The following is a 26,550-nucleotide window of genomic DNA, read 5'->3' on the forward strand; positions in this document are numbered from 1 at the left end:
TGACACGCAAGGCACACTCAGCGCCTTCTCAAAAATCATTATCTGCGAGACCCCCCGATGACCCACGATGAATTGTTGGCCCAGTTCGGCCCCCGCGAAGCCATGGAATACGACGTGGTCGTGGTCGGCGGCGGCCCGGCAGGCCTGGCCACCGCCATCCGCCTGAAACAGCTGGCCACCGAGAAAGGCAGCGAGATCAATGTGTGCGTGCTGGAAAAAGGCTCCGAGCCCGGCGCGCATATCTTGAGCGGCGCGGTGATGGACCCGATCGCCATCACCGAACTGTTCCCCGACTGGAAAGAGCGCGGCGCCCCGCTGCACCAGCCCGTGACAGGCGATGATTTGCTGGTGCTCTCCGAAACCGGCGCCACCCGCACGCCCGACTGGCTGATGCCACGCAACTTCCACAACGATGGCTGTTACGTGATCAGCCTGGGCGCCGTCACCAAGTGGCTGGGCGAACAGGCCGAGGCGCTGGGCGTGGAAATTTTCCCTGGCTTCACCGCCGCCGAAGTGCTCTACAACGACGACGGTTCGGTGAAGGGCGTGGCCACCGGCCACCTGGGCCTGGGCAAGGACGGTGAGCCCACCGGCCACTTCCAGCTCGGCATGGAACTGCACGCCAGATACACGGTGTTCGCCGAAGGCGCGCGCGGGCACCTGGGCAAACAACTGATCGCCAAGTACAAGCTGGCTGAGGGCAAGGACGCGCAGACCTTCGCCATCGGCATCAAGGAACTGTGGGAAATCCCCGCAGACAAAGCCAAGCCCGGTCTGGTGGTGCACACCGCCGGCTGGCCCATGGATGCCGACACCTTCGGCGGCGGTTTCCTCTACCACCTCGAAGGCAACAAGGTCACGCTGGGCCTGGTGGTCGGCCTGGACTACCAGAACCCCTGGATGTCGCCGTTCGAAGAAATGCAGCGCTGGAAGACCCACCCCAGCATCCAGGCCCACATTGCCGGCGGCAAGCGCCTGGGCTATGGCGCGCGCGCGCTGAACAACGGCACGCCGCAGGCCTTGCCCAAGCTGGTGTTCCCGGGTGGCGCCATGGTGGGTTGCAACGCGGGCTTTTTGAATGCCGCGCGCATCAAGGGCAGCCACGCCGCCATCAAGAGCGGCATGCTCTGCGCCGAAGCTGCGTTTGAAGCGGTGGCCGCCGGCCGCCAGAGCGACGAGCTTGTCGGCTTCACCCAGCGTTTCGAGAAAAGCTGGTTGCATGAAGAGCTCTGGACCTACCGCAACTTCAAGAACTGGTTCAAGAAGAGCCCGCTGCTGGGCAAGCTCATGACCGGTGTGGAGCACTGGTTCCTGCCCAAGGTGGGCGTGAAGACGCCGCCCTGGACGCTGCACAACAGCACGCCCGACCACCTGAAGCTGCGCCCGGCTGCCGAGATGCCGAAGATCAGCTACCCCAAGCCCGACAACAAGATCACCTTCGACCGGCTCTCCAGCGTGTTCGTGAGCAACACCAACCACGAGGAGAACCAGCCGGCGCACCTCACGCTCAAGAACGACAGCGTGCCGGTGCAGATCAACCTGGCCAAGTACGCCGGCCCCGAGAGCCGCTATTGCCCGGCCGGTGTGTACGAGTTCGTGAAAAACGACGACAACACCGACCGCCTGCAGATCAACGCGCAGAACTGCGTGCACTGCAAGACCTGCGACATCAAGGACCCGACCCAGAACATCGTCTGGGTCACGCCAGAGGGCGGTGGCGGGCCCAACTACGCGGGCATGTGAGCGAAGTCACGCTCATCAGGCATTCGCACTGAAGGCCGCCTGCGGGCGGCTTTTTCACGTCCTGGTTTCACTGTTCCGTCACATGGCATGACCACAGTGCGGGCTTGTGTCTTCACATCCCGCCACACCATGCTGAACAAGACCGACAAGGGCCGAGCCGAACTGCAGCCCGGCCAACGCACCCTGGGCCAGCGCGAGCGAGCCGTGCTGCTGGTGGCCGACGGCCGCAAGGCCACCGCCTCGCTGCAAGCCCTTTTTGGCGGCCTGGGCGCCGACATCGTGCGCAACCTGCTGGCCAACGGCTACATCGTCGACGAAGCCCCGCCCGCCCCGGTCGCGCCACCACCGCCCGAGCCCGTTGCAACCAAGGGCTCGGTCGACGCCTTCTCGGGGCCACGGTCGCTCGCCAGTGCCCGCATGTTCCTGTTCGACCTCAGCGAACGCATGTTCGCCCCGCGCGACAAGGCCCTGGCCCTGCACTTTCGCGACGCGCTGCGCGAAGCCCGCGATGCCGCCGCCATGCTGGCGGTGAGCCGTGAGATGCTGGTCGCCATCGAGCGCATGGCCGGCGCCGGCCGGGCCGACGCCATCAGCGAGCGGCTGGCCAAGTTGTTGCCCGAATCGGCCCTGGAAAACGCCTGAACTGCCTTTTCCGGATGCCGTCGGATACACTCGGCCGGGTCAGGAGAGCGCCGCCCGAGAGGTGGCCGCCGAAGGCGCAGGAGGTCACCCACGTGGCCCTGAACGCTCAGGCAAAAGGACTGGCAAACACGGGCCGCAAGGCCGGTGTACCCCCCTGGAGAGAGGTCGCTCACCGAGGCGATCCACCGAAGGAGCAAACGCGGCATCGCCCGCGTGAATCTCTCAGGTAGAGCGGACAGCGGGGCAGCGCACGGATGAACCGTGTTCCGCCCCACCGGGGCCTGCCCCTTTTGCCTGCGAGCCCTCCGTGTCCGACACCGATCTCCTCAAGACCCCGCTGCACGCACTGCACAACGAACTCGGCGCCCGCATGGTGCCGTTTGCCGGCTACAGCATGCCGGTGCAGTACCCCGCAGGCCTGATGGCCGAGCACCACCACACACGCGCGGCAGCTGGCCTGTTCGATGTGTCGCACATGGGCCAGCTGCGACTGATCGGGGCTGATGCCGCGGCGGCCTTCGAGTCGCTGATGCCGGTGGATGTGATCGATCTCGCTGTGGGCAAGCAGCGCTACGGCCTCCTGCTCAACGACGAGGGCGGCATCATCGACGACCTGATGTTCGTGAACCGGAACATCGCAAACGGTGGCGACATCTTCGTCATCGTCAACGGCGCGTGCAAACACGGCGACCTGACCCACATCGTTGATCGCATCGGCGGCCGCTGCACCGTCGAGCCGCAATTCGACCGTGGTCTGCTCGCGCTGCAAGGCCCCCTTGCCGCAACGGCGCTTCAGCGCCTCGTGCCCGGTGTGGACAAGCTGGTCTTCATGACCGGCGGAGCATTCACCTGGCAAGGCACCGACCTCTTCATCACCCGCAGCGGCTACACCGGCGAAGACGGCTTCGAGATCTCGGTGCCGGGCGATCGGGCCGAGGCTTTTGCCCGCGCCTTGCTGGCCGAGCCCGAGGTGAAGCCGGTGGGCCTGGGCGCGCGCAACTCGCTGCGCCTGGAAGCCGGCCTGTGCCTCTACGGCCACGACATCGACACCACCACCACGCCGGTGGAAGCCGCGCTCAACTGGGCCATGCAGAAGGTGCGCCGCACCGGTGGCGCGCGCGCAGGCGGTTTCCCGGGCGCGGCCCGCGTGCTCGCCCAGCTCGACGGCACAGCGCCGCTGGCCCGCAAGCGCGTGGGCCTGATCGCGCTCGAGCGCATCCCCGTGCGCGACCACACCGAACTGCAAACCACCAGCGGCGAGACCATTGGCGAAGTCACCAGCGGCCTGCTGGGCCCGAGCGCCGACCAACCCGTGGCCATGGGTTATGTGAGCCCTGCGCACGCAGCCTTGGGCACACGCCTGCACGCCATGGTCCGTGGCAAGCCGGTGCCCATGGAAGTGAGCGCCATGCCTTTTGTACCCAACCGCTATTTCCGCGGCTGAACCACACCCGTTCGGGCTGAGCCTGTCGAAGCCTTCACCACCGTTGGATGCCCTTCGACAAGCTCAGGGCGAACGGAAACCGATTCATTTCAACCTGGAGAAACCATGACCACCAAGTACACCGAAGACCACGAATGGATCAGCGTTGAAGGCGACATCGCCACCGTCGGCATCACCGTGCACGCGCAGGACGCGCTGGGCGATGTGGTGTTCGTCGACCTGCCCGAGGTGGGCAAGACCTTCGCGCAGAAGGACGTGGCCGGCGTGGTCGAGTCCGTCAAAGCCGCGGCCGACGTGTACATGCCCATCAGCGGCGAAGTGACCGAGGTCAACGAAGCGCTGCGCGCCGACCCATCGCTGGCCAACAGCGACCCGCTCAAGAGCGGCTGGTTCTTCAAGGTCAAGCTGTCCGACCCGGCACAGGTGGACGCCTTGCTCGACGAGACCGCCTACAACGCTTTTTCCGCCAACGCCTGATCCCTGCCGCCGGAGCCTTCCATGCTGATGCCGTCTGTCAAACCCCTGGATGAACTCGAGAATCCGTCCGAGTTCGTGGCCCGCCACATCGGCATCGGCGAAGCCGACGAAGCGCTGATGCTCTCGGTCATCGGCGAGGCCTCGCGCCGCGCGTTGATCGACGGCATCGTGCCGCGCAGCATCGCGCGCAGCCAGGGAATGCAACTGCCCCCCGCCATCACCGAAGCGGCCGCACTGGCCGAACTCAAGGCGATTGCCGAGCAGAACCAGTTGCTCAAGAGCTTCATCGGGCAGGGCTACCACGGCACCCACACGCCCGGCGTGATTCTGCGCAACGTGCTGGAGAACCCCGCCTGGTACACCGCCTACACGCCCTACCAGGCCGAGATTTCGCAGGGCCGCATGGAGGCGCTGGTCAACTTCCAGACCATGGTGTGCGACCTCACGGGCATGGCGATTGCCAACGCCTCCATGCTCGACGAAGCCACGGCCGCCGCCGAAGCCATGACGCTGGCCAAGCGTTCCGTGAAGAGCAAGGGTCACACGTTCGTGGTGGCCGGCGACTGCCATCCGCAGACCATCGAGGTGGTGCAGACGCGTGCAGCGCCGCTGGGCATCACCGTGCTGGTGGCGAACTCCGCCGCCGAGTGGGACGCAGCGCTGGCTGGCGACGGCTACTTCGGAGTGCTCGCGCAGTACCCCAGCACCAGTGGCCGCATTGAAGACCTGGCCGCCGATGTGAAGACCGTGCAAGGCAAGGGCGCGGCCTTCATCGCCGCGGCCGACCTGCTAGCGCTCACCCTCATCACGCCACCCGGCGAATGGGGCGCCGACATCGTGGTGGGCACCACCCAGCGCTTCGGCATGCCCATGGGCGCGGGCGGCCCCCACGCCGCCTTCATGGCCTGTCGCGACGAATTCAAACGCTCGCTGCCCGGCCGCCTGGTGGGCGTGAGCGTGGACACCCACGGCAACCCCACCTACCGCCTTGCGCTGCAGACGCGCGAGCAGCACATCCGCCGCGAGAAGGCCACGTCCAACATCTGCACAGCGCAGGTGTTGCCGGCGGTGGTGGCCAGCATGTACGCCGTGTACCACGGCCCGGCGGGCTTGAAACGCATCGCGCAGCGCGTGGCCGCTTACACCGCGGTGCTCGCCAACGGTCTGGAGCAACTGGGCTGGACGCCAACCAGCGACAGCGCCTTCGACACCCTGACCTTCAAAGCAGGTGACCGCGCCGCAACGCTGCTCCAGCGCGCAGTGGCCGCCGGCATGAACCTGCGCCTCTCCTGGGGTGAGTACGTGGGCGTCACTCTGGACGAGACCACCACGCGCGAGGACATCGAAAAGCTGTGGGCGGTGTTCGCGCTGCAGGGCCAGAGCCTGCCCGGCTTTGCCGCGTTCGAAAAAGGCATCGAGCCGCGCATTCCCGCCGAGCAGCGCCGCACCAGCGCCTACCTCACGCACCCGGTGTTCCACAGCCACCACAGTGAGACCGGCATGCTGCGCTACATCCGCGCGCTGTCCGACAAGGACCTGGCGCTGGACCGCAGCATGATCCCGCTGGGCTCGTGCACCATGAAGCTCAACGCCACCAGCGAGATGATTCCCATCACCTGGCCGGGCTTTGCCAACGTGCACCCGTTTGCGCCGGCCGGTCAGTTGCTCGGCTACAAAAAGCTCGACGAACAGCTGCGCGCCTGGCTCTGCCAGGCCACGGGCTACGCCGGCATCAGCCTGCAGCCCAACGCCGGCTCGCAGGGTGAATACGCCGGCCTGCTGGTGATCCAGGCGTACCACGCCTCGCGCGGCGAGAGCCACCGCAACATCTGCCTGATCCCCAGCAGCGCGCACGGCACCAACCCGGCGAGCGCGCAGATGGTAGGCATGCAAGTGGTGGTGACCAAGTGCGACGAGAACGGCAACGTGGACATGGCCGACCTGCAAGCCAAGTGCGAACAGCACAGCGCCAACCTGGCCGCGGTGATGATCACCTACCCCAGCACGCACGGCGTGTTTGAAACCACGGTCAAGGAACTCTGCGCGCTGGTGCACCGGCATGGCGGGCGTGTGTACGTGGACGGCGCCAACATGAACGCGCTGGTCGGCGTGGCCGCACCGGGCGAATTTGGCGGCGACGTGAGCCACCTCAACCTGCACAAGACCTTCTGCATCCCCCACGGCGGTGGCGGCCCGGGCGTGGGCCCGGTGTGCGTGGTCGAGGACCTCGTGCCCTTCCTGCCGGGGCACGCCACGGGCGGCCTGCCGGTCAACGGCGTGGGCGCCATTTCCGCAGCGCCGCTGGGCAACGCGGCGGTGTTGCCGATCAGCTGGATGTACATCCGCATGATGGGCGCCGACGGCCTGAAGCACGCCACCGAAGCCGCCATCCTCGCGGCCAACTACATCAGCAAGCGGCTCGCACCCCACTACCCTACGCTCTACGCGAGCGCCAACGGGCATGTGGCGCACGAGTGCATCCTGGACCTGCGCCACTTCAAGGACACCAGCGGCGTGATGGCCGAGGACGTGGCCAAGCGCCTGATGGACTACGGTTTCCACGCGCCCACGCTGTCCTTCCCGGTGGCCAACACGCTGATGGTCGAACCCACCGAGAGCGAGACGCTGGAAGAGCTGGACCGTTTCATCGACGCGATGATCGCGATCCGCGAAGAGATCCGGCTCGTGGAAGCCGGCACCTGGCCGCAGGACGACAACCCGCTGAAGAACGCGCCACACACGGCTGCAAGCCTCATGACGGCCGACTGGTCACACCCCTACGCACGAGACGTGGGTGCGGCGAGCACCTCGACCCGGGCGCACGCCAAGTACTGGCCGCCGGTGGGCCGGGTGGACAACGTCTATGGGGATCGGAATCTGTTCTGCAGCTGCGTTCCTTTGTCTGACTACTCGGCTTGATTTTTTGATTTCACGCCTGCTTGGTGGGTGAGGTCGGGTGGTCCGGGCCATTCGGACGCTGGCTGCTCGCGGGTGTCTGCCCGGGTTTGCAGGCACCGCTTTCTCAACACCGGGCGGGCGCTCGACCTCTGTGGCAACCGCGAATGAGGCCAGCGTCCGCCTGACCCAAACCACCCGCCCCAGTGCAATGGTTGCGCGCACACGGTGGTGCTCCACCGTCCTGGCGCGAGGTCTATGAGTGAAACCTCAAAGCACCAACCCCGCCGCCCCGCAGGGAAGACCCCAAGCCTCACAATCGAGGCTTCCCTGAAGCGACACCATGAACACGCCACCAATGCGCGTGCTGAGCCTCATCCCCCCGATGACGCAGCTCAACACGCCCTACCCCTCCACCGCCTACATCACCGGCTTCCTGCGCTCGCGCGGGGTCGATGCGGTGCAGGCCGACCTGGCGCTGGCGCTGGTGCTCAAGCTGTTTTCACCGGCCGGGCTGGAGTCCGTGCGCAGCCATGCGATGGCGCAACCTGAAGCACAGCGCTCGGCCAGCGTGCACGCCTTCCTCGACCAGTTCGCCCGCTACCGCGCCACCATCGGCCTGGTCATCGCCTTCCTGCAGGGACGCGACTCGACCCTGGCGCACCGCATCGCCGCGCGCGAGCTGCTGCCCGAAGGCCCGCGCTTTGCCGCGCTGGAGGTGTACGTGGACGCGGCGCTGAGCGAAGAAGGCGGCGACCCGCTGGCCTGGGCTTTCGGTGCGCTGGGCGTGCAGGACAAGGCGCGCCACATCGCCACGCTCTACCTCAACGACCTCGCCGACGTGTTGCGCGACGCCGTGGACGAGCGTTTTGCCTTCGTGCGCTACGCCGAGTCGCTCGCCAGCAGCCAGCCCACCTTCGAGCCCATGGCCGCCGCACTCGCCGCGCCCTTCACGCTGGTGGACGAATTGCTGCACACGCTCACGCTGGCCACGCTGTCGCAGCACAAGCCCGACCTGGTACTGCTCTCGGTGCCCTTCCCCGGCGCGCTCTATGCCGCGCTGCGCATCGCGCAGACCATCAAGGCGCAGAACCCGCACATCACCATCGCGCTCGGTGGCGGCTTTGTGAACACCGAGCTGCGCGAACTGGCCGAGCCCCGCCTGTTCGACCTGGTCGATTTTGTGACGCTCGATTCGGGCGAGCGTCCCTTGCTGGCGTTGATGGAGTACCTGCAGCGCAAACGATCCAAGCAGCGCCTGGTGAGAACCTTTGTGCGCGAAGAAGACACCGTGCGCTACATCAACTTCGTCGAGCCCGAAGTGCCGTTCGAAGAGGTGGGCACGCCCACCTGGGACGGCCTGCCGCTGGACCGGTATCTCAGCCTGCTCGACATGCTCAACCCCATGCACCGGCTCTGGAGCGACGGGCGCTGGAACAAGCTCACCGTGGCGCACGGCTGCTACTGGAAGAAGTGCAGCTTCTGCGACGTGAGCCTGGACTACATCAGCCGCTACGAGACCGCATCGGCCGCCACGCTGGCGGATCGCATCGAGGCCATCGTCAACGAGACCGGCCAGACCGGGTTTCATTTCGTGGACGAGGCGGCACCACCCAAGGCCTTGAAAGCGCTGGCCAACGAGCTCATCAGCCGGCAGCTACCCATCTCGTGGTGGGGCAACATCCGGTTTGAAAAAACCTTCACGCCCGAGCTCTGCCAATTGCTCGCCGACAGCGGCTGCATAGCGATGAGCGGCGGGCTCGAAGTGGCCTCCGACCGCCTGCTCACGCTGATGAAAAAAGGCGTGTCGGTGGAACAGGTAGCGCGCGTGACCAAGGGCTTCTCCGACGCCGGCATCCTGGTGCACGCCTACCTCATGTACGGCTTTCCCACGCAGACCGTGCAGGACACGGTGGACGCGCTCGAATACGTGCGCCAGCTGTTCGAAAACGGCTGCATCCAGAGCGGCTTCTTCCATCGGTTTTCGTGCACCGTGCACTCACCCGTGGGCCTGGACCCCGCCGCCTACGGCATCGAACTGATCCCGCTGCCCCCGGTCACGTTTGCCAAGAACGACATCGGCTTCATCGACCCCAGCGGCGTGGACCACGAAGCCCTGGGCATCGGCCTGCGCAAGGCGATCTACAACTACATGCACGGCATCGGGCTCGATGAAGACGTGCGCGCCTGGTTCAGCCACTTGCCGGGCAAGGTGCCCAAGACCACCGTGGGCAGGAACCGCATCGCGAAAGCACTCACACAGCCGGCCTAACGTGCCTCCACTCCCTCTCCCCATGGGAGAGGGCGGGGGTGAGGGCCCGCCTGCCCATCAAGCCATTTCAGAAGCAATCTGCCGCAGCGCCTGCTCGAACACCGCCGCCGGCTGCCCACCCGAAATCAGGTGCCGGTCGTTGACGATCACCGCGGGCACCGAATGGATGCCGACGCTGGTGTAAAAGCCCTCGCGCTCCCTTACAGCCTGCGCAAACTCGTCGTTTGCCAGAATGGCCCCAGCCCGCGCTTCATCCAGGCCCACCTCGCGCACACAGCCGAGCAGCACACCGTGATCACCCATGGCCTCAGAACGTGTGTGGCAGGCCGCCAGCAGCGCCTTCTTCAGCGCGTGTTGCTGCCCCGGCGCGCCCTCAAGCTCGGCCCAGTGCAGCAGGCGGTGCGCGTCAAAGGTGTTCCAGATGCGGCCGCGGCCGTTGCGGTTGAATTCAAAGCCCACCTCTGCGCCGCGCGCGCGGATGGTCTCGCGTATCTGCACCTGCTGCTCGGCGGTGGAGCCGTATTTCTGCGTCAGGTGCTCGCCGATGTCCTGGCCCTCAGCGCCCATCTTCGGGTTGAGTTCAAACGGCTGAAAGTGCAGCTCGGCCGACACCTCGCCCCGCAGCTTGCCCAGCGCTTCTTCGAGCGCGCCCAGCCCGACGGCGCACCAGGGGCAGGACACGTCGGACACAAAATCAATCTTGAGGGATGTGGTCATGGACGCGATGGTAGGCCGTGGCCCTTGACCGCAAACGCCGCAGGGGCTTGCGCCACAATCGCCGCACAACCCTCGGCGCATTCCTCAACACCGCAACTCCATGACCGACCGCTACGCCGTCCTCGGCAACCCCATTGGCCACAGCAAGTCGCCCCTGATTCACAGTCTGTTTGCCCAGGCCACCGGCCAGGACATCGGCTACACCGCCATCGAGACCCCGCTGGACGGCTTCGATGAGACCGTGCTGGGCTTTCGTGCCGGCGGCGGGCGCGGGCTCAACGTGAGCCTGCCCTTCAAGCTGCAGGCGTTTCAGATCGCCACCCAGCCGAGCGAGCGTGCCCGCCTGGCCGGCGCGGCCAACTGCCTCAAGTTCGAGGGGGAAAGCATCCTGGCCGACAACTTCGACGGCGTGGGCCTGGTGAACGATCTGCAGCGCAACCTGGGCTGCCCGATCAAGGGCAAACGCGTGCTGCTGCTGGGTGCTGGCGGCGCCACGCGCGGGGCCATCCTGCCCTTGGCGGGCCAGGCGCCGGCGCTGCTCGCGGTGGCCAACCGCACGGCCGACAAGGCCCACGAGCTGCGGCGCGATTTCGCTGGTCACGCAGCCTTGCAGACCGGCGGTTACGACGACCTCACCGGCCAGACCTTCGACATCGTGATCAACGCCACCTCGGCCGGGCTCAGTGGCGACGCCCTGCCCTTGCCGCCGGGCCTGTTCGCACCCGGTGCAGTGGCCTACGACATGGTCTACGGCAAGGGCCTCACGCCGTTTCTGAGGCAGGCCCGGGCCGCAGGGGTGAGCACCGTGGCCGACGGCGTGGGCATGCTGGTGGAACAGGCCGCCGAAGCCTTTGCCTGGTGGCGCGGCGTGCGGCCCGAAACACCACCGGTGATTCAGCAGCTCACCGTGCCACTGGCCTGAGCCCGGCCACCATCACGCTGCCGCGGCCCGCGCGGTTGCGCTGCACACCCACCAGCACCAGCAGCGCCAACACCATGAGCGCCAGCGTGCCAGGGACCGGCACGCCATAGATCCCCAGCGCGGCCTGAGCGAACAGGCCGTGCACGAAGGCTGACGGGTGCAGCACATCGGAGAAAAGCGAGGTCGCGCAGTCCGCACCCGCGCTGTAGAGGAAGGTGCCGCAGGGCAGGTCGGTGTTGGTGACGCCGAAGTCGCTTGCGTTGGCCAGCACGTTGCTGGCGATGCCGGCCATGTCGAGCAACTCGATGTTCAGACCGGCGAAGATCGACTCCAGGCCAAACAGCAGGGGCACCAGCGCGTTGAAGTGCTGGGACGCGTCGCTGGAAGCGGCTTTGAGACCCAGCAGCGCCGCCTCGGGCGTGTTGCCCAGGTCGGGCAGGCTGGCGATCAGCACGTGGCGGGCACCGCTGGCCGCCAGGTAGGCGATGGTCTGGGCCAGGCCATCGATGGCTTGGGCGGCCGCGGTCTGCCGACCGAGCACATCGGCCGCCGTGTCGCCAGTGAAGGCCAGGCGTGCGTCACGCATGTCGTTGCCCCCGCCCACCACCACATAGAGCGCATCGGGGTCGGCGCGCAGAGGATTGGGCGCCAGGCCGCCCCCCCAGATGCCGAAGGCCTGCGCCAGCACACCGGGCGGGCTGTCAGAGGTGCCGGTGCGGGCGCCGGCGAACGCAAAGTTGTTGCCCCCCAACAGGAAAGGATTGGCCTGACCGGCCAGTCCCAGGCCCGAAGCCAGGCCTTCCACCCACAGCGGCCCATTGGAGAAGCGCCCTCCGTCATAGGGCTGGGTCGGGTTGGGCTGCGGGTCGGCGCTGCCCGCCGTGACCAGGCTCAGGTTGCCGGTGTCCGACAGGCTGTCACCGAACACAAAGATGCCGGAAAACGAGCCGGCGTGGACCGACACCGACGCGGCCAACAGCGCGGGCATCAAAAAGGCGCGCAAGCCGGACTGGAAGCGTTTGAAGCTCATGGCGTGACTCCCTGGAAGATTGTTGTGAACACGCAGGATCACAGCGTGCTCGCCACGACGACACCGTACAAACCCTCGTGCAGTCCATGGAAGCCTGGGCATTGCGGTCGCTTGAGCGCTCACGAGTCCTGCCCGCGACAGCGTGGACACCGGGCGTCACCATGACGCACCGCACAATGGCGCAGTGCACACACGCCACTTCGCCCAGCTCGTGGGCCTCTCCGCCCTCTGGGGCGCGTCCTTCCTGTTCATCCGCATCGCCAGCCCCGTGATCGGGCCGATGGTGCTGGCGGGTTGCCGCGTGGCGCTGGCCGGCCTCACCCTGGCCCTCATCATGCGGGGCCTGAAGCAGCGCTGGCCATGGGAACACTGGCGCGAACTGTTGCTGCTGGGCGCGCTCTCGGTGGCCGCGCCGTTCCTGCTCTACGCCTGGGCTGCACTGCGCCTGCCAGCGGGCTACAGCGCCCTGCTCAACACCACGGCGGTGCTGTTCGGCACGCTGGCTTCTGCCTGGTTCAAGGAAGACACGCTCACCGCGCGCAAGCTGCTGGGCTGCCTCTGCGGTTTCATCGGCGTGGGTCTCATCGTGCGGTTGGGCCCGGTGCGGCCGGACGCCGGCACCATCGGCGCGGCACTGGCCTGCATCCTGGCGGCGGCCTGCTATGGATGCTCCACGCCGCTCATGAAACGCGCCACCACCCGCATGCAACCGCTGGCCATCGCGGCAGGCATTCATTTCGCGGCCCTGGTGCTGGTGTTCCCGGGTGCGCTGTGGGCCTGGCCGCAGGCCAGCTTCACGCCCACCGCCGTTGGTGCTCTGCTGGTCATGGGTGTCGTCACCTCGGGCCTGGCCTATTGGGCGCACCTGCGGATCATCCGCCACGTCACGCCAGTGGCGGCCATGAGCCCGGCTTTCCTGATCCCTGTGTTTGGCGTGACCTGGGGCCACCTGTTTCTGGGTGAGTCCCTGTCCACCGGCATCTTTGCCGGCGGTGCGCTGGTGCTGCTGGCCACGGCGCTGGTCACTGGCTTCAACCCACTGCGCCGCGGTGGCGTGCAGGCCACCGTGCCCTGATCCGCAAGCCTCGCGCGGACCCTATACTGCGCAAATGAACGAAACGGTACATTCCAGGCGGCGAGCCGCGCGCGGCGCAGCACCCGTGAAGGAGACCTCCCGCACCAACGACCCGGAGCGGACCATGGCCAACATCCTGGAAGTGGCCATGGCGGAGTTTGCGGAAAAGGGGCTGGCGGGCGCGCGCATCGACGAGATCGCAGCCGCCACGCAGACCAGCAAGCGCATGATCTACTACTACTTCGAGAGCAAGGAAGGCCTCTATCTGGCGGCTCTTGAGGAGTCGTACCGACGAATGCGGGAAATCGAAAGCCAGCAGCACCTGGAGGACCTGCCGCCCGAGGCCGCGCTGCGCCGGCTGGTCGAGTTCACCTTCGACCACCACGTCAGCCACGAAAACTACATCCGGCTGGTGATCTCGGAAAACATGAACCGGGGCCAGTTCCTGGCACAAAGCCAGAGCATCCAGCAGCTCAACGTGCCCGCCATCTCGGCCATTCGCCAGCTCTACGAGCGCGGCGTGGCCTCGGGCGACTTCCGCCCGGGGCTCGACCCGATCGACATCCACGCCTCGATCTCGGCGCTGACGTTCTTCAACGTGTCCAACCGCCACACCTTCGGCCTGATCTTCAAGCGCGACCTGACCGACCCGGCGATCGCCGCCCAGCGCCGCGCCAGCATCACCGAGATGGTGGTGCGTTTCGTGCGCGCCTGAGCCCTGGCAGGGCGGGCCAGAAAGCGGGCCGACGGCCGGCGGCGGACACTAGGGTAAATACCAATCTATAAAAACTAACCAGTTCGTACATTAACGTCTCGAACGACTCAGGAGACAACAATGATCCAGAAACTCATCGACAAGTACTGCCAGCTGCTGTCATGGCTGATGGTGCTTTTCCTCGCCTTGATGGTGATCATGGTGTTTGGCAACGTGGTGATGCGCTACGGCTTCAACTCCGGCATCACCCTGTCCGAAGAACTGTCTCGCTGGCTCTTTGTGTGGATGACCTTCCTCGGTGGCGTGGTGGCGCTCAACGAACGCGCCCACCTCGGCACCGACTCGCTGATCGCGCGCCTGCCGGTGGCCGGTCGCAAGCTCTGCCTGGGGGCGAGCCTGGCGCTGATGCTCTTCGTGTGCTGGCTGATCTACCAGGGTGCCTGGGAGCAGGTGAAGATCAACTGGGACTCCACCAGCGCGGTGATGGAGACCTCCATGGGCTATTTCTACGCCAGCGGCATGGCGTTCGCGCTGTTGGGCGCACCGGTCTTGCTGTTGCACCTGTGGCGCCTGCTCACAGGCCAGCTGAGCGAGAGCGAACTCATCGGCATCCGCGAATCCGAAGAAGAGCCGCTCGCCAATCCGCGCCCCTGAACCACAGGCAGAACCACCATGACCATTGCTGTCTTCCTCGGTGCCCTGCTGGCCTCCATGGCCATCGGCGTCCCCATCGCTTTCTCCCTGCTGCTGACCGGTGTTGCCCTGATGTGGCACCTCGGCATGTTCGATGCGCAGATCCTCGCGCAGAACCTGATCGAAGGTTCCAACAGCTTTCCCCTGCTGGCCGTGCCTTTCTTCATGCTGGCTGGCGAGATCATGAACACCGGTGGCCTGTCGCGCCGCATCGTGAACTTCGCAATGGCGCTGGTGGGCCATGTGCGCGGCGGCCTGGGCTACGTGACCATCGTCGCGGCCTGCCTGCTCTCGGCCTTGTCCGGCTCGGCCGTGGCCGACGCGGCCGCGCTGACGGCCCTGCTGCTGCCGATGATGGTGCACGCCGGACACAACAAGGCCCGCAGCGGTGGCCTGATCGCGGCGTGCGGCGTGATCGGCCCCATCATCCCGCCCTCCATCGGCTTCGTGATCTTCGGCGTCGCGGGCAACGTGTCGATTTCCAAGCTGTTCCTCGCGGGCATCTTCCCCGGCATCCTGCTGGCCGCCGGCCTGTGGGCCACCTGGTGGTGGACCACGCGCAGCGAGGTGCTGGAGCCACCACCGCGCAAGACCGTGGGCGAGGTGATGTCCGCCATGCGCAGCGCGGGCTGGGCGCTGATGCTGCCGCTGATCATCCTGGTGGGTCTGCGCATGGGTGTGTTCACACCGACCGAAGCGGCCGTGGTGGCCGCCGTCTACGCGCTGTTCGTGGCCGGCGTCATCTACCGCGAACTCACGCTCAAGCAGCTGTACGAGGTGTTCCTCAACGCCACCAAGACCACGGCTGTGATCATGTTCCTGGTGGCAGCGGCGATGGTCTCGGCCTGGCTGATCACCGTGGCCCAGTTGCCCGACCAGATCGTCACGCTGCTGCAGCCGCTGCTGGACAGCCCGACGCTGCTGATGATGGCCATCATGGTGCTGGTCATCATCGTCGGCACGGCGATGGACATGACGCCGACCATCCTGATCCTCACCCCCGTGCTGATGCCTCTCGTCAAGGCCGCCGGCATCGACCCGGTGTACTTCGGGGTGCTGTTCATCATCAACAACTCCATTGGCCTGGTCACACCGCCCGTGGGCACCGTGCTCAACACCGTGGCCGGCGTGGGCCGCATGCGCATGGACGACGTCACGCGCGGCGTGATGCCGTTCATGCTGGTGCAGTTCGCGGTGATGTTCCTGATGGTTCTGTTCCCGTCGCTGGTCATGGTGCCGGCGCGCTGGCTGATCGGCAACTGAACTCCTCTCTCCCTCACACGGCCTGTGCGTGGTGCGCCACGGGCCGTGGCTTTCGGTCCCAGCGCACTGCCTACCCATTCTTTGGAGACACCATGAAACGCCTGATGCTCAAAACCCTCGTCGCAGCGCTTGCCGTGGCCGCCTTCGGTGCCGTCCACGCGCAGGACAAGACCATCAAGTTTGCGACCCAGAACCCCAAGGGCCACCCCATCGTGATGGGCATGGAGAAGTTCGCCGAGATCGTCGCGGCCAAGTCGGGCGGCAAGATCAAGGTCAACCTCTTCCCAGGCGGCACGCTGGGCAGCGACCAGGCCAACGTCTCGGCCATCCAGGGTGGCACGCTGGAGATGTCTTCGATGAACTCGGGCATCTTCGCGGCCCAGGTCAAGGAATTCGCGATCTACGACTTCCCGTTCATGTTCGCCAACTCGAAGGAAGCCGATGCCGTGGTCGACGGCCCGTTCGGCAAGAAGCTGCACGACAAGCTCCAGGAGAAGGGACTGATCGGTCTGGCCTATTTCGAGCTGGGCTTTCGCAACATCACCAACAGCAAGCGCCCCATCACCCGACTGGAAGACCTGGATGGTCTCAAGCTGCGCGTGATCCCCAACCCGATCAACGTGGACTGGGTCAAGGCCCTGGGCGCCAACCCCACGCCCCTGCCCTTCCCCGAGGTTTACGCCGCGCTGGAGCAAAAGGCCATTGACGGTCAGGAAAACCCGATCACCGTGATCAACGCGAACAAGTTTTACGAGGTGCAGAAGCACGTGGTGCTGAGCAACCACCAGTACAACCCGCAGTCGGTGATCATCAGCAAGAAGTTCTGGGACACGCTGGACGCGGCCCAGAAAAAAATCATTGCCGACGCGGCCACGGAAGCCGCGAAGTACCAGCGCGAGCAGGCACGCGGACAAGTTGCGGCCGCGCTGGACAACATGAAAAAAGGCGGCATGCAGGTGACCGAACTCTCGGCGGCCGAGACCGACAAACTGCGCGATCGCCTGCGCCCGGTGATCGCCAAGTACTCGGTGGCCGTGGGTCAGGAGACCATGCAGAGCCTGCAGGCCGAACTGGCCAAGGTGCGCAGCAAATAAACATTCCGCAGCGCCGCCGCGCGGGGACGGATTCCCGCTGGCGAACGCATGCGAAGGCCAGAGCCCGATCCCTTTCAACACCCCCAACTTCTGGAGCACCGATGAACGTTCTCATGCTGCACGGCATCAACCTCAACATGTTCGGCAAGCGTGACCCCAAGCAGTACGGCACGATCACCCTCGACCAGATCAACGCGCAGGTCGATGCGCTGGGCAAGGAGCTCGGTGTGGAGGTACAGAACTTCCAGACCAACTTTGAAGGCGCCCTGTGCGAGCGCATTCACCAGGCTTACCTGGACAAGGTGGACGCGGTGCTGATCAACGCTGGCGCCTGGACGCACTACAGCTACGGCATCCGCGATGCGCTCGCGATCCTGACCTGCCCGATCGTCGAGGTGCACATGTCCAACATCCATGCCCGCGAAGCCTTCCGCCACCACTCGGTGCTGGCCGAGATCGCGCAGGGCCAGATCGCGGGTTTCGGTGTCGACAGCTACCTGCTGGGGTTGCGCACGGCCGTGAACCTCGTGCGCGCCAAACAGGCCTGACGTCCCTCGTTCCCCCGAATACCCACCCACCATGATCAACGGCACCACCGAGCTCATCGCCCACATCGGCTATCCGACACACACCTTCAAGTCGCCGATGATCTACAACCCCTACTTCGAGCATGTGGGCGTGAACGTGGTGGTGGTGCCGATGGGCTGCCAGTCGCCGGACTACCCGGCGTTCCTGAAATCGGTCTTTGCGCTCACCAACATCCGGGGTGCGCTGATCACCATGCCGCACAAGGTGGTCACGGTCGGTCTGCTCGACGAGGTCACGCCCACAGTGAAGGTGGCCGGTGCCTGCAACGCCGTCAAGCGCAGTGCCGACGGCCGCCTGGTGGGCGACATGTTCGACGGCGCGGGCTTCGTGCGCGGGGTGCAGCGCAAGGGGCTGGAGTTGCAAGGTGCGCGCGTGCTGGTGGTGGGCAGCGGCGGTGTGGGCTGTGCCATCGCCGCTTCGCTGGCAGGCGCCGGTATCGGCGCCATCGCGCTGTACGACGTCAACTCCTCGTCGGCCGATGCGCTCGCTCAGCGCCTGAAGGCCAACTACCCGCGGATCGAGGTGAGCACCGGCAGCAACGACCCGGCCGGCTTCGACCTGGTGGTCAACGCCACGCCCATGGGCATGAACGAGGGCGATGCGCTGCCCATGGATGTCTCGCGCCTGGAGGCCCGTACCTTCGTCGGCGAGGTGGTGATGAAGACCGAGATGACCGCCTTCCTGGCGGCCGCGCAGGCCCGGGGTTGCCGGGTCCAGGTGGGCTCGGACATGCTGTTCGAGCAGATCCCGGCCTACCTTGAGTTTTTCGGTCTGCCCACCACAAGCGCCGAGGTGTTGCGCTCGGTGGCGAGGCTGAGCTACTGAAGCCGGCGTGAGCGACCGCGCTGCAACGCAGCACCCCGCCCTGGGCATCGCACTGGTCGTTGGCGCCACGCTGTGCTTCGCCCTGCTCGACACCACATCGCAATACGTGGGCCCCGTCGTGCCGGTGGTCATGGCCGTGTGGCTGCGCTATGTCACCCAGACCGCGATGACCACGGCACTGCTGTGGCCGCAGCGCGGGCGCAGTCTGCTGCACACCCGGGCACCGGGCTGGCACCTGGGCCGCGGGGTGTTGATGGTGGGCTCCAGCGTGGTGGCCTTCATCAGCCTGCGCCATGTGCCGGTGGGCGAGTTCACCGCCATCATGATGCTGGTGCCGCTGGTGGTCACGCTGCTGGCTGCGCTGCTGCTGCGCGAACACGTGCCCGCGTTGAGCTGGGCGCTGGTGGCCGGCGGCCTGGCCGGCGCGCTGATCGTCATCCGCCCACAAGGAGCCGACTTCCGTGGCGCCATGCTGCTGCCCTTGCTGCTGGTGCTCGTCAATGCCGCCTACCAGATCCTGACCAGCCGCATGGTGCGCACCGAAGACCCCGGCACCATGCATTTCTACACCGGGCTGCTCGGCTTGGTCTGCTGCTCGCTGGTGCTGCCCTGGGCCTGGGCACCCATGGCCGACTGGCGGCTGTGGGCGCTCGCGGGCCTGCTGGGGGTGTTTGGTTCGGTTGGCCACTACATGCTGATCCAGGCCTACCACCACGCACCAGCCTCGCGCCTCACGCCCTACCTGTACGCCCAGATCGCGTTTGCCACGCTGGCGGGCTGGATGGTCTTTGGCCACGCGCCCGACGCCTGCTCGATCGCGGGCATCGCGCTCATCGCGCTGTGCGGCGGACTGGGCGTGCGGGCAAAGCGGGGCTGAGCCCCGTCGCGCCCAGGCCGATCTCAGCCCCGCGAGGTTTTCAGGCGCATCCGGTTGGGCAAGGGCATCGAGCGGTGCATCACATCCTCGGCCAGCCAGAGCGCCGAGCGGCGCGCGCGTTCGGCCACCACCGGCAGCGGCATCTGCTGGTAGTCGTCGTTGAAGACCTCGAAGCTGTAGTCGCCCTCGTAGCCCAGCGCATCGAGCTTGAGCACGAGTTCGACCAGTTGCTCGCTGTGCACGCCTTCACCGGGAAACACGCGAAAGGTGCGCGCGGTGGTCATGCGTTCCTCGAAGGTGCGGGTTTCCTGCCACATGAAGTCGGCCAGCTGCACCAGGAAGATCTTGGACGGATCCAGGTAGTCGATCTCCTCCAGCGAGGTCTTGGCGGCGAAGATGTGGAACGAGTCGATGCCCAGCCCGAGGTTGGGGCAGTCGGCGCGGCAGACCACGTCCCAGGCGGTGGTGAACTCGTTGATCGTGCGACCCCACGAAAGGCCTTCATAAGCGATGCGGATGCCAAACGGAATCGCCAGCATGGCGAGCTTGCGCAGGTCGCGAGCGATGTGGTCGAGGTCCTGCGAGGCGTGCGCCGAGGTCGACGAGCAGGCCAGCAGCACCTTGCAGTCCAGCGCGGCACACATCTCGAGCATGCTCTTGGCGATGTCGACCTTGTAGTGGTGCAGGTGGCCCGAGAGGCCCTCGAAGTCGCGCAGCACCTGAAAGCCTGTGCCGCGCAGGCCGCTGTCCTTGACGGCCTGCACCGCCGCACCCAGGCCACCGGGATGCCCCACCAGGTCGTTGGCCTTGAGCATCACCTGCGAGAAGCCGGCATTCTTCATGGCAGCGAGCTTGGCCTCCAGCGGGCCAGCCAGGGTGATGGTGTCCATGCCGAAGCCGCTGATGGCTTCGATCGCAGCGCGGTTCGGGCTCATGGCCTCATTCCTTTTCACTGTGAACCAGCTCGAACACCACCGAGCCGAGGTAGGTCTTGCTGATGGCGCCACGCCGTTCGGTGTGCGCCGCCTCGGTTTCGACGAACTCCACGCCCAGAGCGCGCAGCGCCTTCACCGCGACCAGCACATCCGGCACGCCCAGGCCGATGCGCTGCAGGCGCTCGTCAACGTCAACCACATTCACCTCGGGCTCGATCAACTGCAGCATGAAGCGCTGATTCGGGTCGAGCGCCGGCGTGCGCAGCAACGTGCCCTTGGGCATGATGCCGAAGCGCTGCTCATCGGGGATGAGCTCGGTGCCGAAGAGATCGTTGTAGAACGCAATCCAGTCGTTGCTGCGTCCCGGGCCAATGTATTGCACGATGCCGAAGAAGTGGATGCCCGCAGTGGCGGGCGGGCGCTGATCCACCGAAGGGATGGGCACGAAGTCCACGTCGTAGATCGAGAACTCTTTGTACCGGTCGACGAAGTAGATGCGGCTGCCGCCAGCGCCATGAATGGCCGGAATGTTCAGCTCCATCACCTCGGGATGCGTGGGCACCGACCAGGCACCGCGCTCCAGCACGTATTGGTAGGCGGCACGCGCATCGCGCACGCGCAGCGCCATGGCCGCAATCGCCGGCACATCGCTGCCGTGGCTGGCGCCCATCGCATCCACAGGGTGGGCATTGACAACAATGTTGAGCCCTCCCTGGCGGTACAGCAGCACCTCGCGCGAGCGGTGCCGCGCCACTGGGCGAAAGCCCATCGTCTCCAGCACCTGGCCCAGCGACTGCGGCTTGTTGGTGGTGTACTCAATGAACTCGATGCCGTCCAGGCCCAGCGGGTTGGCGATATCGCTGAAAGAGGCTTGCAAGGGCTCGCGGCCTTCGGGGGGGGTGAGCAGGAAATCACTCATCTCGACAACTCCGGAAACAGTAAACAAGGCGTCAAGACAGGGATGGTGTGGACCAATCCCGACCTTCTTCGCAACCGATGGACTGCCGCGCTCGCTGCCTGCAGAGGCGACACTGCCAACGCTGCAATGTTCGCATGCATTTGATCGATTTCTGAAGGCTGCACGAGCCTTGCGTGATTCTTGTGCGGACTCAGATTGGCATCTGGCGGTGCGCCAGCCTGCGCGCCTGCAGGGCGCAGCCGGTCGCCGCCAACGCCACCAGCGCAGACAACCAGAACACGCTGGCCAGCCCGAAGACCGAACTGAGCAAGCCGCCAGCCACACCGCTCACCACACCGGGCAACCCATAGCCCACCACGGTGTAGAGCGCCTGACCGCGCCCGCGCAAGCGACCCGGGAAATGGTGCGAGAGCATGGCGATACACACCGTGTGGTGCGCGGCGAAGGTGATGGCGTGCAGGGCCTGGGCCACCAGCAGCAGCGGCCACACCAGAGGGAAGCCGGCCGTGAGCCCCATGCGCAGGGCCATGAGTGCGGCGGCCAGCACCAGCCAGGCCGAGAGCGAGAGCCGCGGCAACCAGCGGCCCTGGGTGAAGAACCAGCCGATCTCGATCACCACCGACAGCGCCCACAGCAGGCCGATCACCGTCTTGCTGTAGCCCAGTGAGTCCAGGTAGAGCGAGAAGAAGACGTAGATGAAGATGTGCGCCAGCACATGGAAGAACACCGCAGCGAAGAACCAGCGCACCTGCGGCTGGCGCAACACCGGCCACACGCTGGGCTGCGTCTCGTCGGTGTGCGCGGGTTCGCGAAAGTCGGGCAGCAGCCACACGCTGAGCGTCACGGCCGCCAGCGTGGCCAGCGTCCAGGCGGGAAAGTGCACCAGGCCGAACCGCTCGAACCAGAGCCCCGCGGCCACCACCGTCACCAGAAACCCCAGCGAGCCCCACAGGCGGATGCGGCCATAGCGCCGGGCATCAAACGCGCCGCCGTGGCTCACCAGGTGCGCCAGCGCGGCTTCGCTCATGGGCATCATGCCGCTGGTGTGGGTGAACATCAGCAGCAGCACCACGAAGAGGCCCACCCCGCCGAGGTCGAACCACAAGCCCGTGGACAGCAGCAGGGCCACCGTGGCGCCATAGCGCAGCAGCCGCACACGCTCGCCGGTGCGGTCGCTCAGCGAACCCCACAGGTAGGGCGCGAACAGGCGCGAGGCCGACTGCACCGAGGTCAACACGCTGATGGCCAGCAAGCTGAACCCGAGCTCCTTGAGCCAGAGCGGGAGGTAGGGGTTGAAGAAGCCGATGTGCGCGAAGTAGCTCGCGCTCAGCATGGCAAACGGCAACAGCTGTTTTTTCTGGCTCACAAGAGTTCCCGTTCGCCCTGAGCTTGCCCTTTGACAGGCTCAGGACGCTTGGAAAAACATCCGTTCGCGTTGAGCTTGTCGAAACGCTCTGGCAATGTTGGCGAGGGCTTCGACAGGCTAAGCCCGAACGGGTTGTGGCTCACCCGCGCGCTTTGGCCGCGATGTCGGGTGTGGGCAGTTGCACGTCACCACACTGCGCGCGGTGGCGCAGCGCGTGGTCCATCACCACCAGCGCCAGCAGCGCTTCGGCAATCGGCGTGGCGCGAATGCCCACGCAGGGGTCGTGGCGACCTTTGGTGATGATCTCGGTGGGCGCACCCGCCACGTCGATGGTCTCGCGCGGGATCAGGATCGAGCTGGTCGGCTTGATCGCGATCGACACCTCCAGGTCTTGTCCGGTGCTGATGCCGCCCAGCACGCCGCCGGCTTTGTTGGCCGCAAAGCCTTCGGGCGTGAGGCTGTCGCCGTGCGTGCTGCCCTTGTCGCTCACGCTGGCAAACCCGGCGCCGATCTCCACGCCCTTGACCGCGTTGAGGCCGAGCATGGCGTAGGCGATGTCGGCATCGAGCCGGTCGTACAGCGGCTGGCCCAGGCCCACGGGCATGCCCTGCGCGGTGACGCGGATGCGCGCGCCACACGAGTCGCCGCTCTTGCGCAGCGCGTTCATGTAATCCTCGATCGCGGACACGTCGGCCACGGGCGCGAAGAACGGGTTGTGGGGCACGTGGTCCCAGCTCTCGAAGGGCACGACCACGTCGCCCACCTGCGTCATGCAACCCCGGAAGGTGGTGCCATACCGCTCTTTCAACCACTTGCGCGCCACCGCACCGGCAGCCACCGTGGGCGCGGTCAGGCGGGCCGAGCTGCGCCCGCCACCGCGTGGGTCGCGGATGCCGTATTTCTGCCAGTAGGTGTAGTCGGCGTGGCCGGGGCGGAAGGTCTGGGCGATGTTGCCGTAGTCCTTGCTGCGCTGGTCGGTGTTGCGGATCAACAGGGCGATGGGTGTGCCGGTGGTCTTGCCTTCATACACGCCACTGAGGATCTCCACCGCGTCGGGCTCGTTGCGTTGGGTGACGAATTTGCTGGTGCCCGGGCGGCGTCGGTCCAGCTCGACCTGGATGTCGGCCTCGCTGAGCTCCATGCCCGGCGGACAGCCGTCGATCACGCAGCCAATGGCCGGGCCGTGGGATTCACCAAAGTTGGTGACGCAAAACAGGGTGCCGAAGGTGTTGCCGCTCATGCGCTGGATTATCCCCGAGGCCCGCTGGTGCATCGGTGGGCCAGTCTGGTGCGCGATTTGCTCCGAATGCCATGCCTGGGCGCCCCCGGGCCACAGGAACATTTCGTGCTTTGCGCTGCAGTGCAGCAAATCGTTGTTGCGCAGCCCCAGAAAGGAGCTTTCCATGCTCGACCGCACCAGCACCCTGTTTTCGCACGTCAAAGGCGCCGACAACCCTTACGCCGCTGGCGGACTGAGGGACTTTTTCCTCTACCGCGACCTCGGCATCGCCGCAGCCACCCACGGCCAGGTGATCGCGCACCTGGTCAAGGCCAACCTGCCACCCGAGGAAGGTACGGGCTGGCACCGGCACGAGGCGGACTTCCAGATCGTGATCATGATCAAAGGCTGGGCGAAGTTCATGTATGAAGACCAGGTGACGCTGGTCGAAGCCGGCGACTGCGTGCACCAGCGCCCAGGGATTCGCCACTACCTGTTCGACTATTCGCCGGACATGGAGTACCTGGAAATCGTGTCTCCAGCGGACTTCAAGACCATCGATGTTGAGCCGGTTTGTGAGATTCCGAAGCCAACCCCTTGGGTTTAGGTTTTCGCGGTCGGAGATGGTTGGCCAACCTCCCGTGGAGGATCGGGCGCCTGGGCGCTCTGCTCAGCGAAATCAAGGGGGAGGCGGCACCAGCCGCCGGAGGACATTCGCGGAGCAGAACGCCCGGGTGCCCGATCCAGCGCGAGGTGGCCGCTTACAACGCCACGAACACAACCACCTCAGAACTCAGCGTCGAGTTCATCGATGTCATCCGGTTCAGCCTCCGCAGCCGCCACCCACTCCTTCATCGCCGGCAACGCCATGATGGTGTCGCAATACGCCACACACACCTCGTCGATCGCCACCCCGTAGGTGATGAAACGCGTGACCACCGGCGCAAACATCGCGTCCGCCATGCAGGGCTTGGCGCCAAACAGGTAAGGGCCGCCGTAGGTCTCCAGACACTCCATCCAGATCGCCTCGATGCGGTCGATGTCCGTCTGCGCGCGCGACCAGAGTTTGAAGTTCGGGAAGTGGGCCTTGATGTTCATCGGCAACGACGAACGCATGGAACTGAAGCCCGAATGCATCTCGCCACAGATGGCCCGGCAGTGCGCGCGTGCCGCGCGGTCGGCCGGCAACAGGCCCGCCTTGGGCTTGATCTCGTTGAGGTATTCGCCAATGGCCAGCGTGTCCCACACGTGAATCCCTTGGTGCTCCAGCGCCGGCACCCGCATGGAGGCCGAGAGCAACAGCATCTCGGCCTTCATGGCCGGGTCGTCGGGGGAAATGACTTTCTCGGTGAACTCCAGCTTGGCCAGCCGCGCCATCAGCCAGCCCCGCAAGGCCCAGGCACCGTAGTTCTTGCTGCTGATCGTGAGTACCGTGGTGGTCATGACTTGCTCCTCGTTGACCCTGCTCTGAGCAAGGGCTGTGCCACAAAAGTGCTCGGCTGCGCACCGGGGCGGTGCGGCAGCGGCTGGCGCGTTACTTGCCTGCACCCGTTGACGTTGTTTCAGGATTTCACACATGCTGTACCAGGCCTACCAGACCCAGTCCGACCTGCTCTCGCCGTTGCGGCTCATGGCCCAGCACCTGAGTGCATCGCTGTGGCTGCAAGACACCGAACGCAGCGTGGTGCGCAAAGTGGCCTCGGCCTGCGACGTTCTCTCGCGGCTGCGCCTCACCCACTCGCGCCCGCCCTACAACATCGGCCAGGTGATGGTGGGTGACCAGGCGGTGCCGGTGACCGAGGAAGCCGTGCTCACCCTGCCCTTTGGCACCTTGTTGCACTTTCGCAAGGAGGGCGTGGAGCCGCAGCCGCCGGTGCTGCTGGTGGCGCCGCTCTCGGGCCACTTCGCCACCCTGCTGCGAGAAACCGCGCGCACCTTGCTGCAAGACCACGACGTGTACATCACCGACTGGCACAACGCGCGCGACGTGTCGCTGCTGCACGGCGGCTTTTCGCTGGACGACTACATCACCTACATGATCCGCTTCACCGAAGCCGTGGGCCCGGGCAGCCACATGGTGGCGGTGTGTCAGCCCTGCGTGGCCGCGCTCGCCGCCACTGCGGTGATGGCCGAAGACGACAACCCGGCCCAGCCGCGCAGCCTCACGCTGATGGCCGGCCCGGTGGACTGCCGGGTGAACCCGACCGAGGTGAACAAGCTCGCCACCAGCAAACCCATCGAATGGTTCGAGAAGAACCTCATCAACCATGTGCCGCTGCCCCACGCCGGCTTCATGCGCCGCGTCTACCCCGGCTTCATCCAGCTCTCGGCCTTCATGGCCATGAATCCGGAGCGCCACAAGCAGTCGTTTCGCAACATTTACGACCACCTGGAGCACGGCCGCACCGAAGAAGCGCGGGCGATCCAGGACTTCTACGAGGAATACCTGGCGGTGAACGACCTGCCGGCCGAGTTCTACCTGGAGACCGTGGCCAAGGTGTTCCAGACCTACGACCTGCCGCGTGGCGAACTCACCTGGAACGGCCGCAAGGTCAACCCGGCCGCCATACGCCGCACCGCCCTGATGACGGTGGAAGGCGAGCGCGACGACATTTGCGCCGTGGGCCAGACCGTGGCCGCGCAAGACCTCTGCAGCAGCGTGCGCCCCTACCTCAAGACGCACCATGTGCAGACCGGTGTGGGCCACTACGGCGTGTTCAGCGGTCGGCGCTGGAACCAGCAGATTTACCCAAGGGTCCGGGACATGATCCACGCCACGATGGGTTGAAACCTTTGACCCATGAAAAACGCCCCGACATGCGGGGCGTTTTTCATGGGG

Annotated in this window: 24 protein-coding genes and 2 riboswitches; of the genes, 17 read left to right on the forward strand and 7 right to left on the reverse strand. The window is 65.9% G+C overall.

Annotated elements, in window-relative coordinates; genetic code table 11:
* Positions 1 to 57: 57 nt before the first annotated feature.
* From F9Z44_RS13835 to F9Z44_RS13860, 6 genes are all read left to right on the forward strand, one after another.
* Positions 58 to 1,743 (forward strand): electron transfer flavoprotein-ubiquinone oxidoreductase, encoded by a 1,686-nt coding sequence (locus F9Z44_RS13835; protein WP_159607061.1) that lies wholly within the window; start codon positions 58 to 60, stop codon positions 1,741 to 1,743.
* Positions 1,744 to 1,872: 129 nt separating this feature from the next.
* Positions 1,873 to 2,385, forward strand: a complete 513-nt coding sequence (locus F9Z44_RS13840) for a hypothetical protein (RefSeq protein ID WP_159607063.1) — start codon at positions 1,873 to 1,875, stop codon at positions 2,383 to 2,385.
* A 30-nt stretch (positions 2,386 to 2,415) separates the two neighbouring features.
* Positions 2,416 to 2,517: riboswitch (glycine riboswitch) on the forward strand.
* 12 nt (positions 2,518 to 2,529) lie between these two features.
* A riboswitch (glycine riboswitch) is annotated at positions 2,530 to 2,634 on the forward strand.
* A 121-nt stretch (positions 2,635 to 2,755) separates the two neighbouring features.
* Positions 2,756 to 3,829, forward strand: a complete 1,074-nt coding sequence (gene gcvT, locus F9Z44_RS13845; RefSeq protein WP_236574366.1) for a glycine cleavage system aminomethyltransferase GcvT — start codon at positions 2,756 to 2,758, stop codon at positions 3,827 to 3,829.
* 105 nt (positions 3,830 to 3,934) lie between these two features.
* Positions 3,935 to 4,306, forward strand: coding sequence for a glycine cleavage system protein GcvH (gene gcvH, locus F9Z44_RS13850; protein ID WP_159607067.1), 372 nt, complete (start codon positions 3,935 to 3,937; stop codon positions 4,304 to 4,306).
* Between the two features lie 21 nt (positions 4,307 to 4,327).
* Positions 4,328 to 7,225, forward strand: a complete 2,898-nt coding sequence (gcvP, locus tag F9Z44_RS13855; protein ID WP_159607069.1) for an aminomethyl-transferring glycine dehydrogenase — start codon at positions 4,328 to 4,330, stop codon at positions 7,223 to 7,225.
* Between the two features lie 319 nt (positions 7,226 to 7,544).
* A complete protein-coding gene (locus F9Z44_RS13860; RefSeq protein WP_159607071.1) occupies positions 7,545 to 9,473 on the forward strand; it encodes a B12-binding domain-containing radical SAM protein in 1,929 nt (642 codons plus the stop codon).
* A 57-nt stretch (positions 9,474 to 9,530) separates the two neighbouring features.
* Here F9Z44_RS13860 and F9Z44_RS13865 read toward each other — a convergent pair whose 3' ends face one another.
* Positions 9,531 to 10,190, reverse strand: a complete 660-nt coding sequence (locus F9Z44_RS13865) for a DsbA family oxidoreductase (RefSeq protein ID WP_159607073.1) — start codon at positions 10,188 to 10,190, stop codon at positions 9,531 to 9,533.
* A 100-nt stretch (positions 10,191 to 10,290) separates the two neighbouring features.
* Here F9Z44_RS13865 and aroE point away from each other — a divergent pair, with 100 nt between their 5' ends.
* The gene (gene aroE / locus F9Z44_RS13870; RefSeq protein WP_159607075.1) at positions 10,291 to 11,112 is read left to right on the forward strand and encodes a shikimate dehydrogenase; all 822 of its coding nucleotides are present in this window, start codon (positions 10,291 to 10,293) and stop codon (positions 11,110 to 11,112) included.
* On the opposite strand, the gene F9Z44_RS13875 is transcribed toward aroE, so the two are convergent.
* Complete coding sequence (locus F9Z44_RS13875) at positions 11,093 to 12,142, reverse strand: SGNH/GDSL hydrolase family protein (protein ID WP_159607077.1); 1,050 nt, start codon at positions 12,140 to 12,142, stop codon at positions 11,093 to 11,095. The two genes, aroE and F9Z44_RS13875, sit on opposite strands and share 20 nt — an antisense overlap.
* Positions 12,143 to 12,326: 184 nt before the next feature.
* Here F9Z44_RS13875 and F9Z44_RS13880 point away from each other — a divergent pair, with 184 nt between their 5' ends.
* The 8 genes from F9Z44_RS13880 (at position 12,327) to F9Z44_RS13915 (ending at position 19,272) form a co-directional block, all read left to right on the forward strand.
* Positions 12,327 to 13,217: a DMT family transporter gene (locus F9Z44_RS13880; protein WP_159607079.1), complete on the forward strand. Its 891-nt coding sequence runs from the start codon at positions 12,327 to 12,329 to the stop codon at positions 13,215 to 13,217.
* A 34-nt stretch (positions 13,218 to 13,251) separates the two neighbouring features.
* The gene (locus tag F9Z44_RS13885; RefSeq protein WP_159607081.1) at positions 13,252 to 13,932 is read left to right on the forward strand and encodes a TetR/AcrR family transcriptional regulator; all 681 of its coding nucleotides are present in this window, start codon (positions 13,252 to 13,254) and stop codon (positions 13,930 to 13,932) included.
* A 120-nt stretch (positions 13,933 to 14,052) separates the two neighbouring features.
* Positions 14,053 to 14,586 (forward strand): TRAP transporter small permease, encoded by a 534-nt coding sequence (locus F9Z44_RS13890; protein ID WP_159607083.1) that lies wholly within the window; start codon positions 14,053 to 14,055, stop codon positions 14,584 to 14,586.
* Between the two features lie 18 nt (positions 14,587 to 14,604).
* The gene (locus F9Z44_RS13895; protein WP_159607085.1) at positions 14,605 to 15,888 is read left to right on the forward strand and encodes a TRAP transporter large permease subunit; all 1,284 of its coding nucleotides are present in this window, start codon (positions 14,605 to 14,607) and stop codon (positions 15,886 to 15,888) included.
* Between the two features lie 92 nt (positions 15,889 to 15,980).
* Positions 15,981 to 16,982: a TRAP transporter substrate-binding protein gene (locus F9Z44_RS13900; RefSeq protein ID WP_159607087.1), complete on the forward strand. Its 1,002-nt coding sequence runs from the start codon at positions 15,981 to 15,983 to the stop codon at positions 16,980 to 16,982.
* 101 nt (positions 16,983 to 17,083) lie between these two features.
* Positions 17,084 to 17,530, forward strand: a complete 447-nt coding sequence (gene aroQ, locus F9Z44_RS13905) for a type II 3-dehydroquinate dehydratase (RefSeq protein ID WP_159607089.1) — start codon at positions 17,084 to 17,086, stop codon at positions 17,528 to 17,530.
* A 31-nt stretch (positions 17,531 to 17,561) separates the two neighbouring features.
* On the forward strand, positions 17,562 to 18,395 hold the full coding sequence (locus F9Z44_RS13910; RefSeq protein ID WP_159607091.1) for a shikimate dehydrogenase family protein: 834 nt from the start codon (positions 17,562 to 17,564) through the stop codon (positions 18,393 to 18,395).
* Between the two features lie 7 nt (positions 18,396 to 18,402).
* Positions 18,403 to 19,272, forward strand: coding sequence for a DMT family transporter (locus tag F9Z44_RS13915; RefSeq protein WP_236574133.1), 870 nt, complete (start codon positions 18,403 to 18,405; stop codon positions 19,270 to 19,272).
* Positions 19,273 to 19,295: 23 nt separating this feature from the next.
* Here the strand turns inward: F9Z44_RS13915 and F9Z44_RS13920 are convergent, their stop codons facing one another.
* The 4 genes from F9Z44_RS13920 to aroC form a co-directional block, all read right to left on the reverse strand.
* Positions 19,296 to 20,207, reverse strand: coding sequence for a sugar phosphate isomerase/epimerase family protein (locus tag F9Z44_RS13920; protein ID WP_159607093.1), 912 nt, complete (start codon positions 20,205 to 20,207; stop codon positions 19,296 to 19,298).
* Positions 20,208 to 20,211: 4 nt separating this feature from the next.
* Positions 20,212 to 21,126 carry a 4-hydroxyphenylpyruvate dioxygenase gene (locus F9Z44_RS13925; protein ID WP_159607095.1) on the reverse strand — a complete coding sequence of 305 codons (915 nt, stop codon included), beginning with the start codon at positions 21,124 to 21,126 and terminating at the stop codon, positions 20,212 to 20,214.
* A gap of 190 nt (positions 21,127 to 21,316) precedes the next feature.
* Entirely contained in the window at positions 21,317 to 22,492 is a 1,176-nt protein-coding gene (locus F9Z44_RS13930; RefSeq protein WP_236574135.1) for an MFS transporter, read from the reverse strand.
* Between the two features lie 139 nt (positions 22,493 to 22,631).
* Positions 22,632 to 23,732, reverse strand: a complete 1,101-nt coding sequence (gene aroC / locus F9Z44_RS13935; RefSeq protein ID WP_159607097.1) for a chorismate synthase — start codon at positions 23,730 to 23,732, stop codon at positions 22,632 to 22,634.
* Between the two features lie 163 nt (positions 23,733 to 23,895).
* Between aroC and F9Z44_RS13940 the strand changes: the two genes are divergently transcribed.
* Positions 23,896 to 24,318 (forward strand): cupin domain-containing protein, encoded by a 423-nt coding sequence (locus F9Z44_RS13940; RefSeq protein WP_159607099.1) that lies wholly within the window; start codon positions 23,896 to 23,898, stop codon positions 24,316 to 24,318.
* A gap of 179 nt (positions 24,319 to 24,497) precedes the next feature.
* Here F9Z44_RS13940 and F9Z44_RS13945 read toward each other — a convergent pair whose 3' ends face one another.
* Complete coding sequence (locus F9Z44_RS13945) at positions 24,498 to 25,154, reverse strand: glutathione S-transferase (protein WP_159607101.1); 657 nt, start codon at positions 25,152 to 25,154, stop codon at positions 24,498 to 24,500.
* Between the two features lie 133 nt (positions 25,155 to 25,287).
* Here F9Z44_RS13945 and F9Z44_RS13950 point away from each other — a divergent pair, with 133 nt between their 5' ends.
* Positions 25,288 to 26,499 carry a polyhydroxyalkanoate depolymerase gene (locus tag F9Z44_RS13950; RefSeq protein ID WP_159607103.1) on the forward strand — a complete coding sequence of 404 codons (1,212 nt, stop codon included), beginning with the start codon at positions 25,288 to 25,290 and terminating at the stop codon, positions 26,497 to 26,499.
* The last annotated feature ends 51 nt before the right edge of the window (positions 26,500 to 26,550 follow it).

The organism is Hydrogenophaga sp. PBL-H3 (assembly GCF_010104355.1).
Classification (GTDB): domain Bacteria; phylum Pseudomonadota; class Gammaproteobacteria; order Burkholderiales; family Burkholderiaceae_C; genus Hydrogenophaga.

Coding starts and splice junctions, on each gene's coding strand:
- F9Z44_RS13890 (WP_159607083.1), top strand. CDS start 14,053: ATGATCCAGAAACTCATCGACAAGTACTGCCAGCTGCTGTCATGGCTG.
- F9Z44_RS13900 (WP_159607087.1), top strand. CDS start 15,981: ATGAAACGCCTGATGCTCAAAACCCTCGTCGCAGCGCTTGCCGTGGCC.
- F9Z44_RS13925 (WP_159607095.1), bottom strand. CDS start 21,126: ATGAGTGATTTCCTGCTCACCCCCCCCGAAGGCCGCGAGCCCTTGCAA.
- F9Z44_RS13865 (WP_159607073.1), bottom strand. CDS start 10,190: ATGACCACATCCCTCAAGATTGATTTTGTGTCCGACGTGTCCTGCCCC.
- F9Z44_RS13895 (WP_159607085.1), top strand. CDS start 14,605: ATGACCATTGCTGTCTTCCTCGGTGCCCTGCTGGCCTCCATGGCCATC.
- gcvT (WP_236574366.1), top strand. CDS start 2,756: ATGGTGCCGTTTGCCGGCTACAGCATGCCGGTGCAGTACCCCGCAGGC.
- F9Z44_RS13860 (WP_159607071.1), top strand. CDS start 7,545: ATGAACACGCCACCAATGCGCGTGCTGAGCCTCATCCCCCCGATGACG.
- F9Z44_RS13950 (WP_159607103.1), top strand. CDS start 25,288: ATGCTGTACCAGGCCTACCAGACCCAGTCCGACCTGCTCTCGCCGTTG.
- aroE (WP_159607075.1), top strand. CDS start 10,291: ATGACCGACCGCTACGCCGTCCTCGGCAACCCCATTGGCCACAGCAAG.
- F9Z44_RS13835 (WP_159607061.1), top strand. CDS start 58: ATGACCCACGATGAATTGTTGGCCCAGTTCGGCCCCCGCGAAGCCATG.
- F9Z44_RS13920 (WP_159607093.1), bottom strand. CDS start 20,207: ATGAGCCCGAACCGCGCTGCGATCGAAGCCATCAGCGGCTTCGGCATG.
- aroC (WP_159607097.1), bottom strand. CDS start 23,732: ATGAGCGGCAACACCTTCGGCACCCTGTTTTGCGTCACCAACTTTGGT.
- aroQ (WP_159607089.1), top strand. CDS start 17,084: ATGAACGTTCTCATGCTGCACGGCATCAACCTCAACATGTTCGGCAAG.
- F9Z44_RS13875 (WP_159607077.1), bottom strand. CDS start 12,142: ATGAGCTTCAAACGCTTCCAGTCCGGCTTGCGCGCCTTTTTGATGCCC.
- F9Z44_RS13910 (WP_159607091.1), top strand. CDS start 17,562: ATGATCAACGGCACCACCGAGCTCATCGCCCACATCGGCTATCCGACA.
- F9Z44_RS13940 (WP_159607099.1), top strand. CDS start 23,896: ATGCTCGACCGCACCAGCACCCTGTTTTCGCACGTCAAAGGCGCCGAC.
- F9Z44_RS13945 (WP_159607101.1), bottom strand. CDS start 25,154: ATGACCACCACGGTACTCACGATCAGCAGCAAGAACTACGGTGCCTGG.
- gcvP (WP_159607069.1), top strand. CDS start 4,328: ATGCTGATGCCGTCTGTCAAACCCCTGGATGAACTCGAGAATCCGTCC.
- gcvH (WP_159607067.1), top strand. CDS start 3,935: ATGACCACCAAGTACACCGAAGACCACGAATGGATCAGCGTTGAAGGC.
- F9Z44_RS13885 (WP_159607081.1), top strand. CDS start 13,252: ATGAACGAAACGGTACATTCCAGGCGGCGAGCCGCGCGCGGCGCAGCA.
- F9Z44_RS13840 (WP_159607063.1), top strand. CDS start 1,873: ATGCTGAACAAGACCGACAAGGGCCGAGCCGAACTGCAGCCCGGCCAA.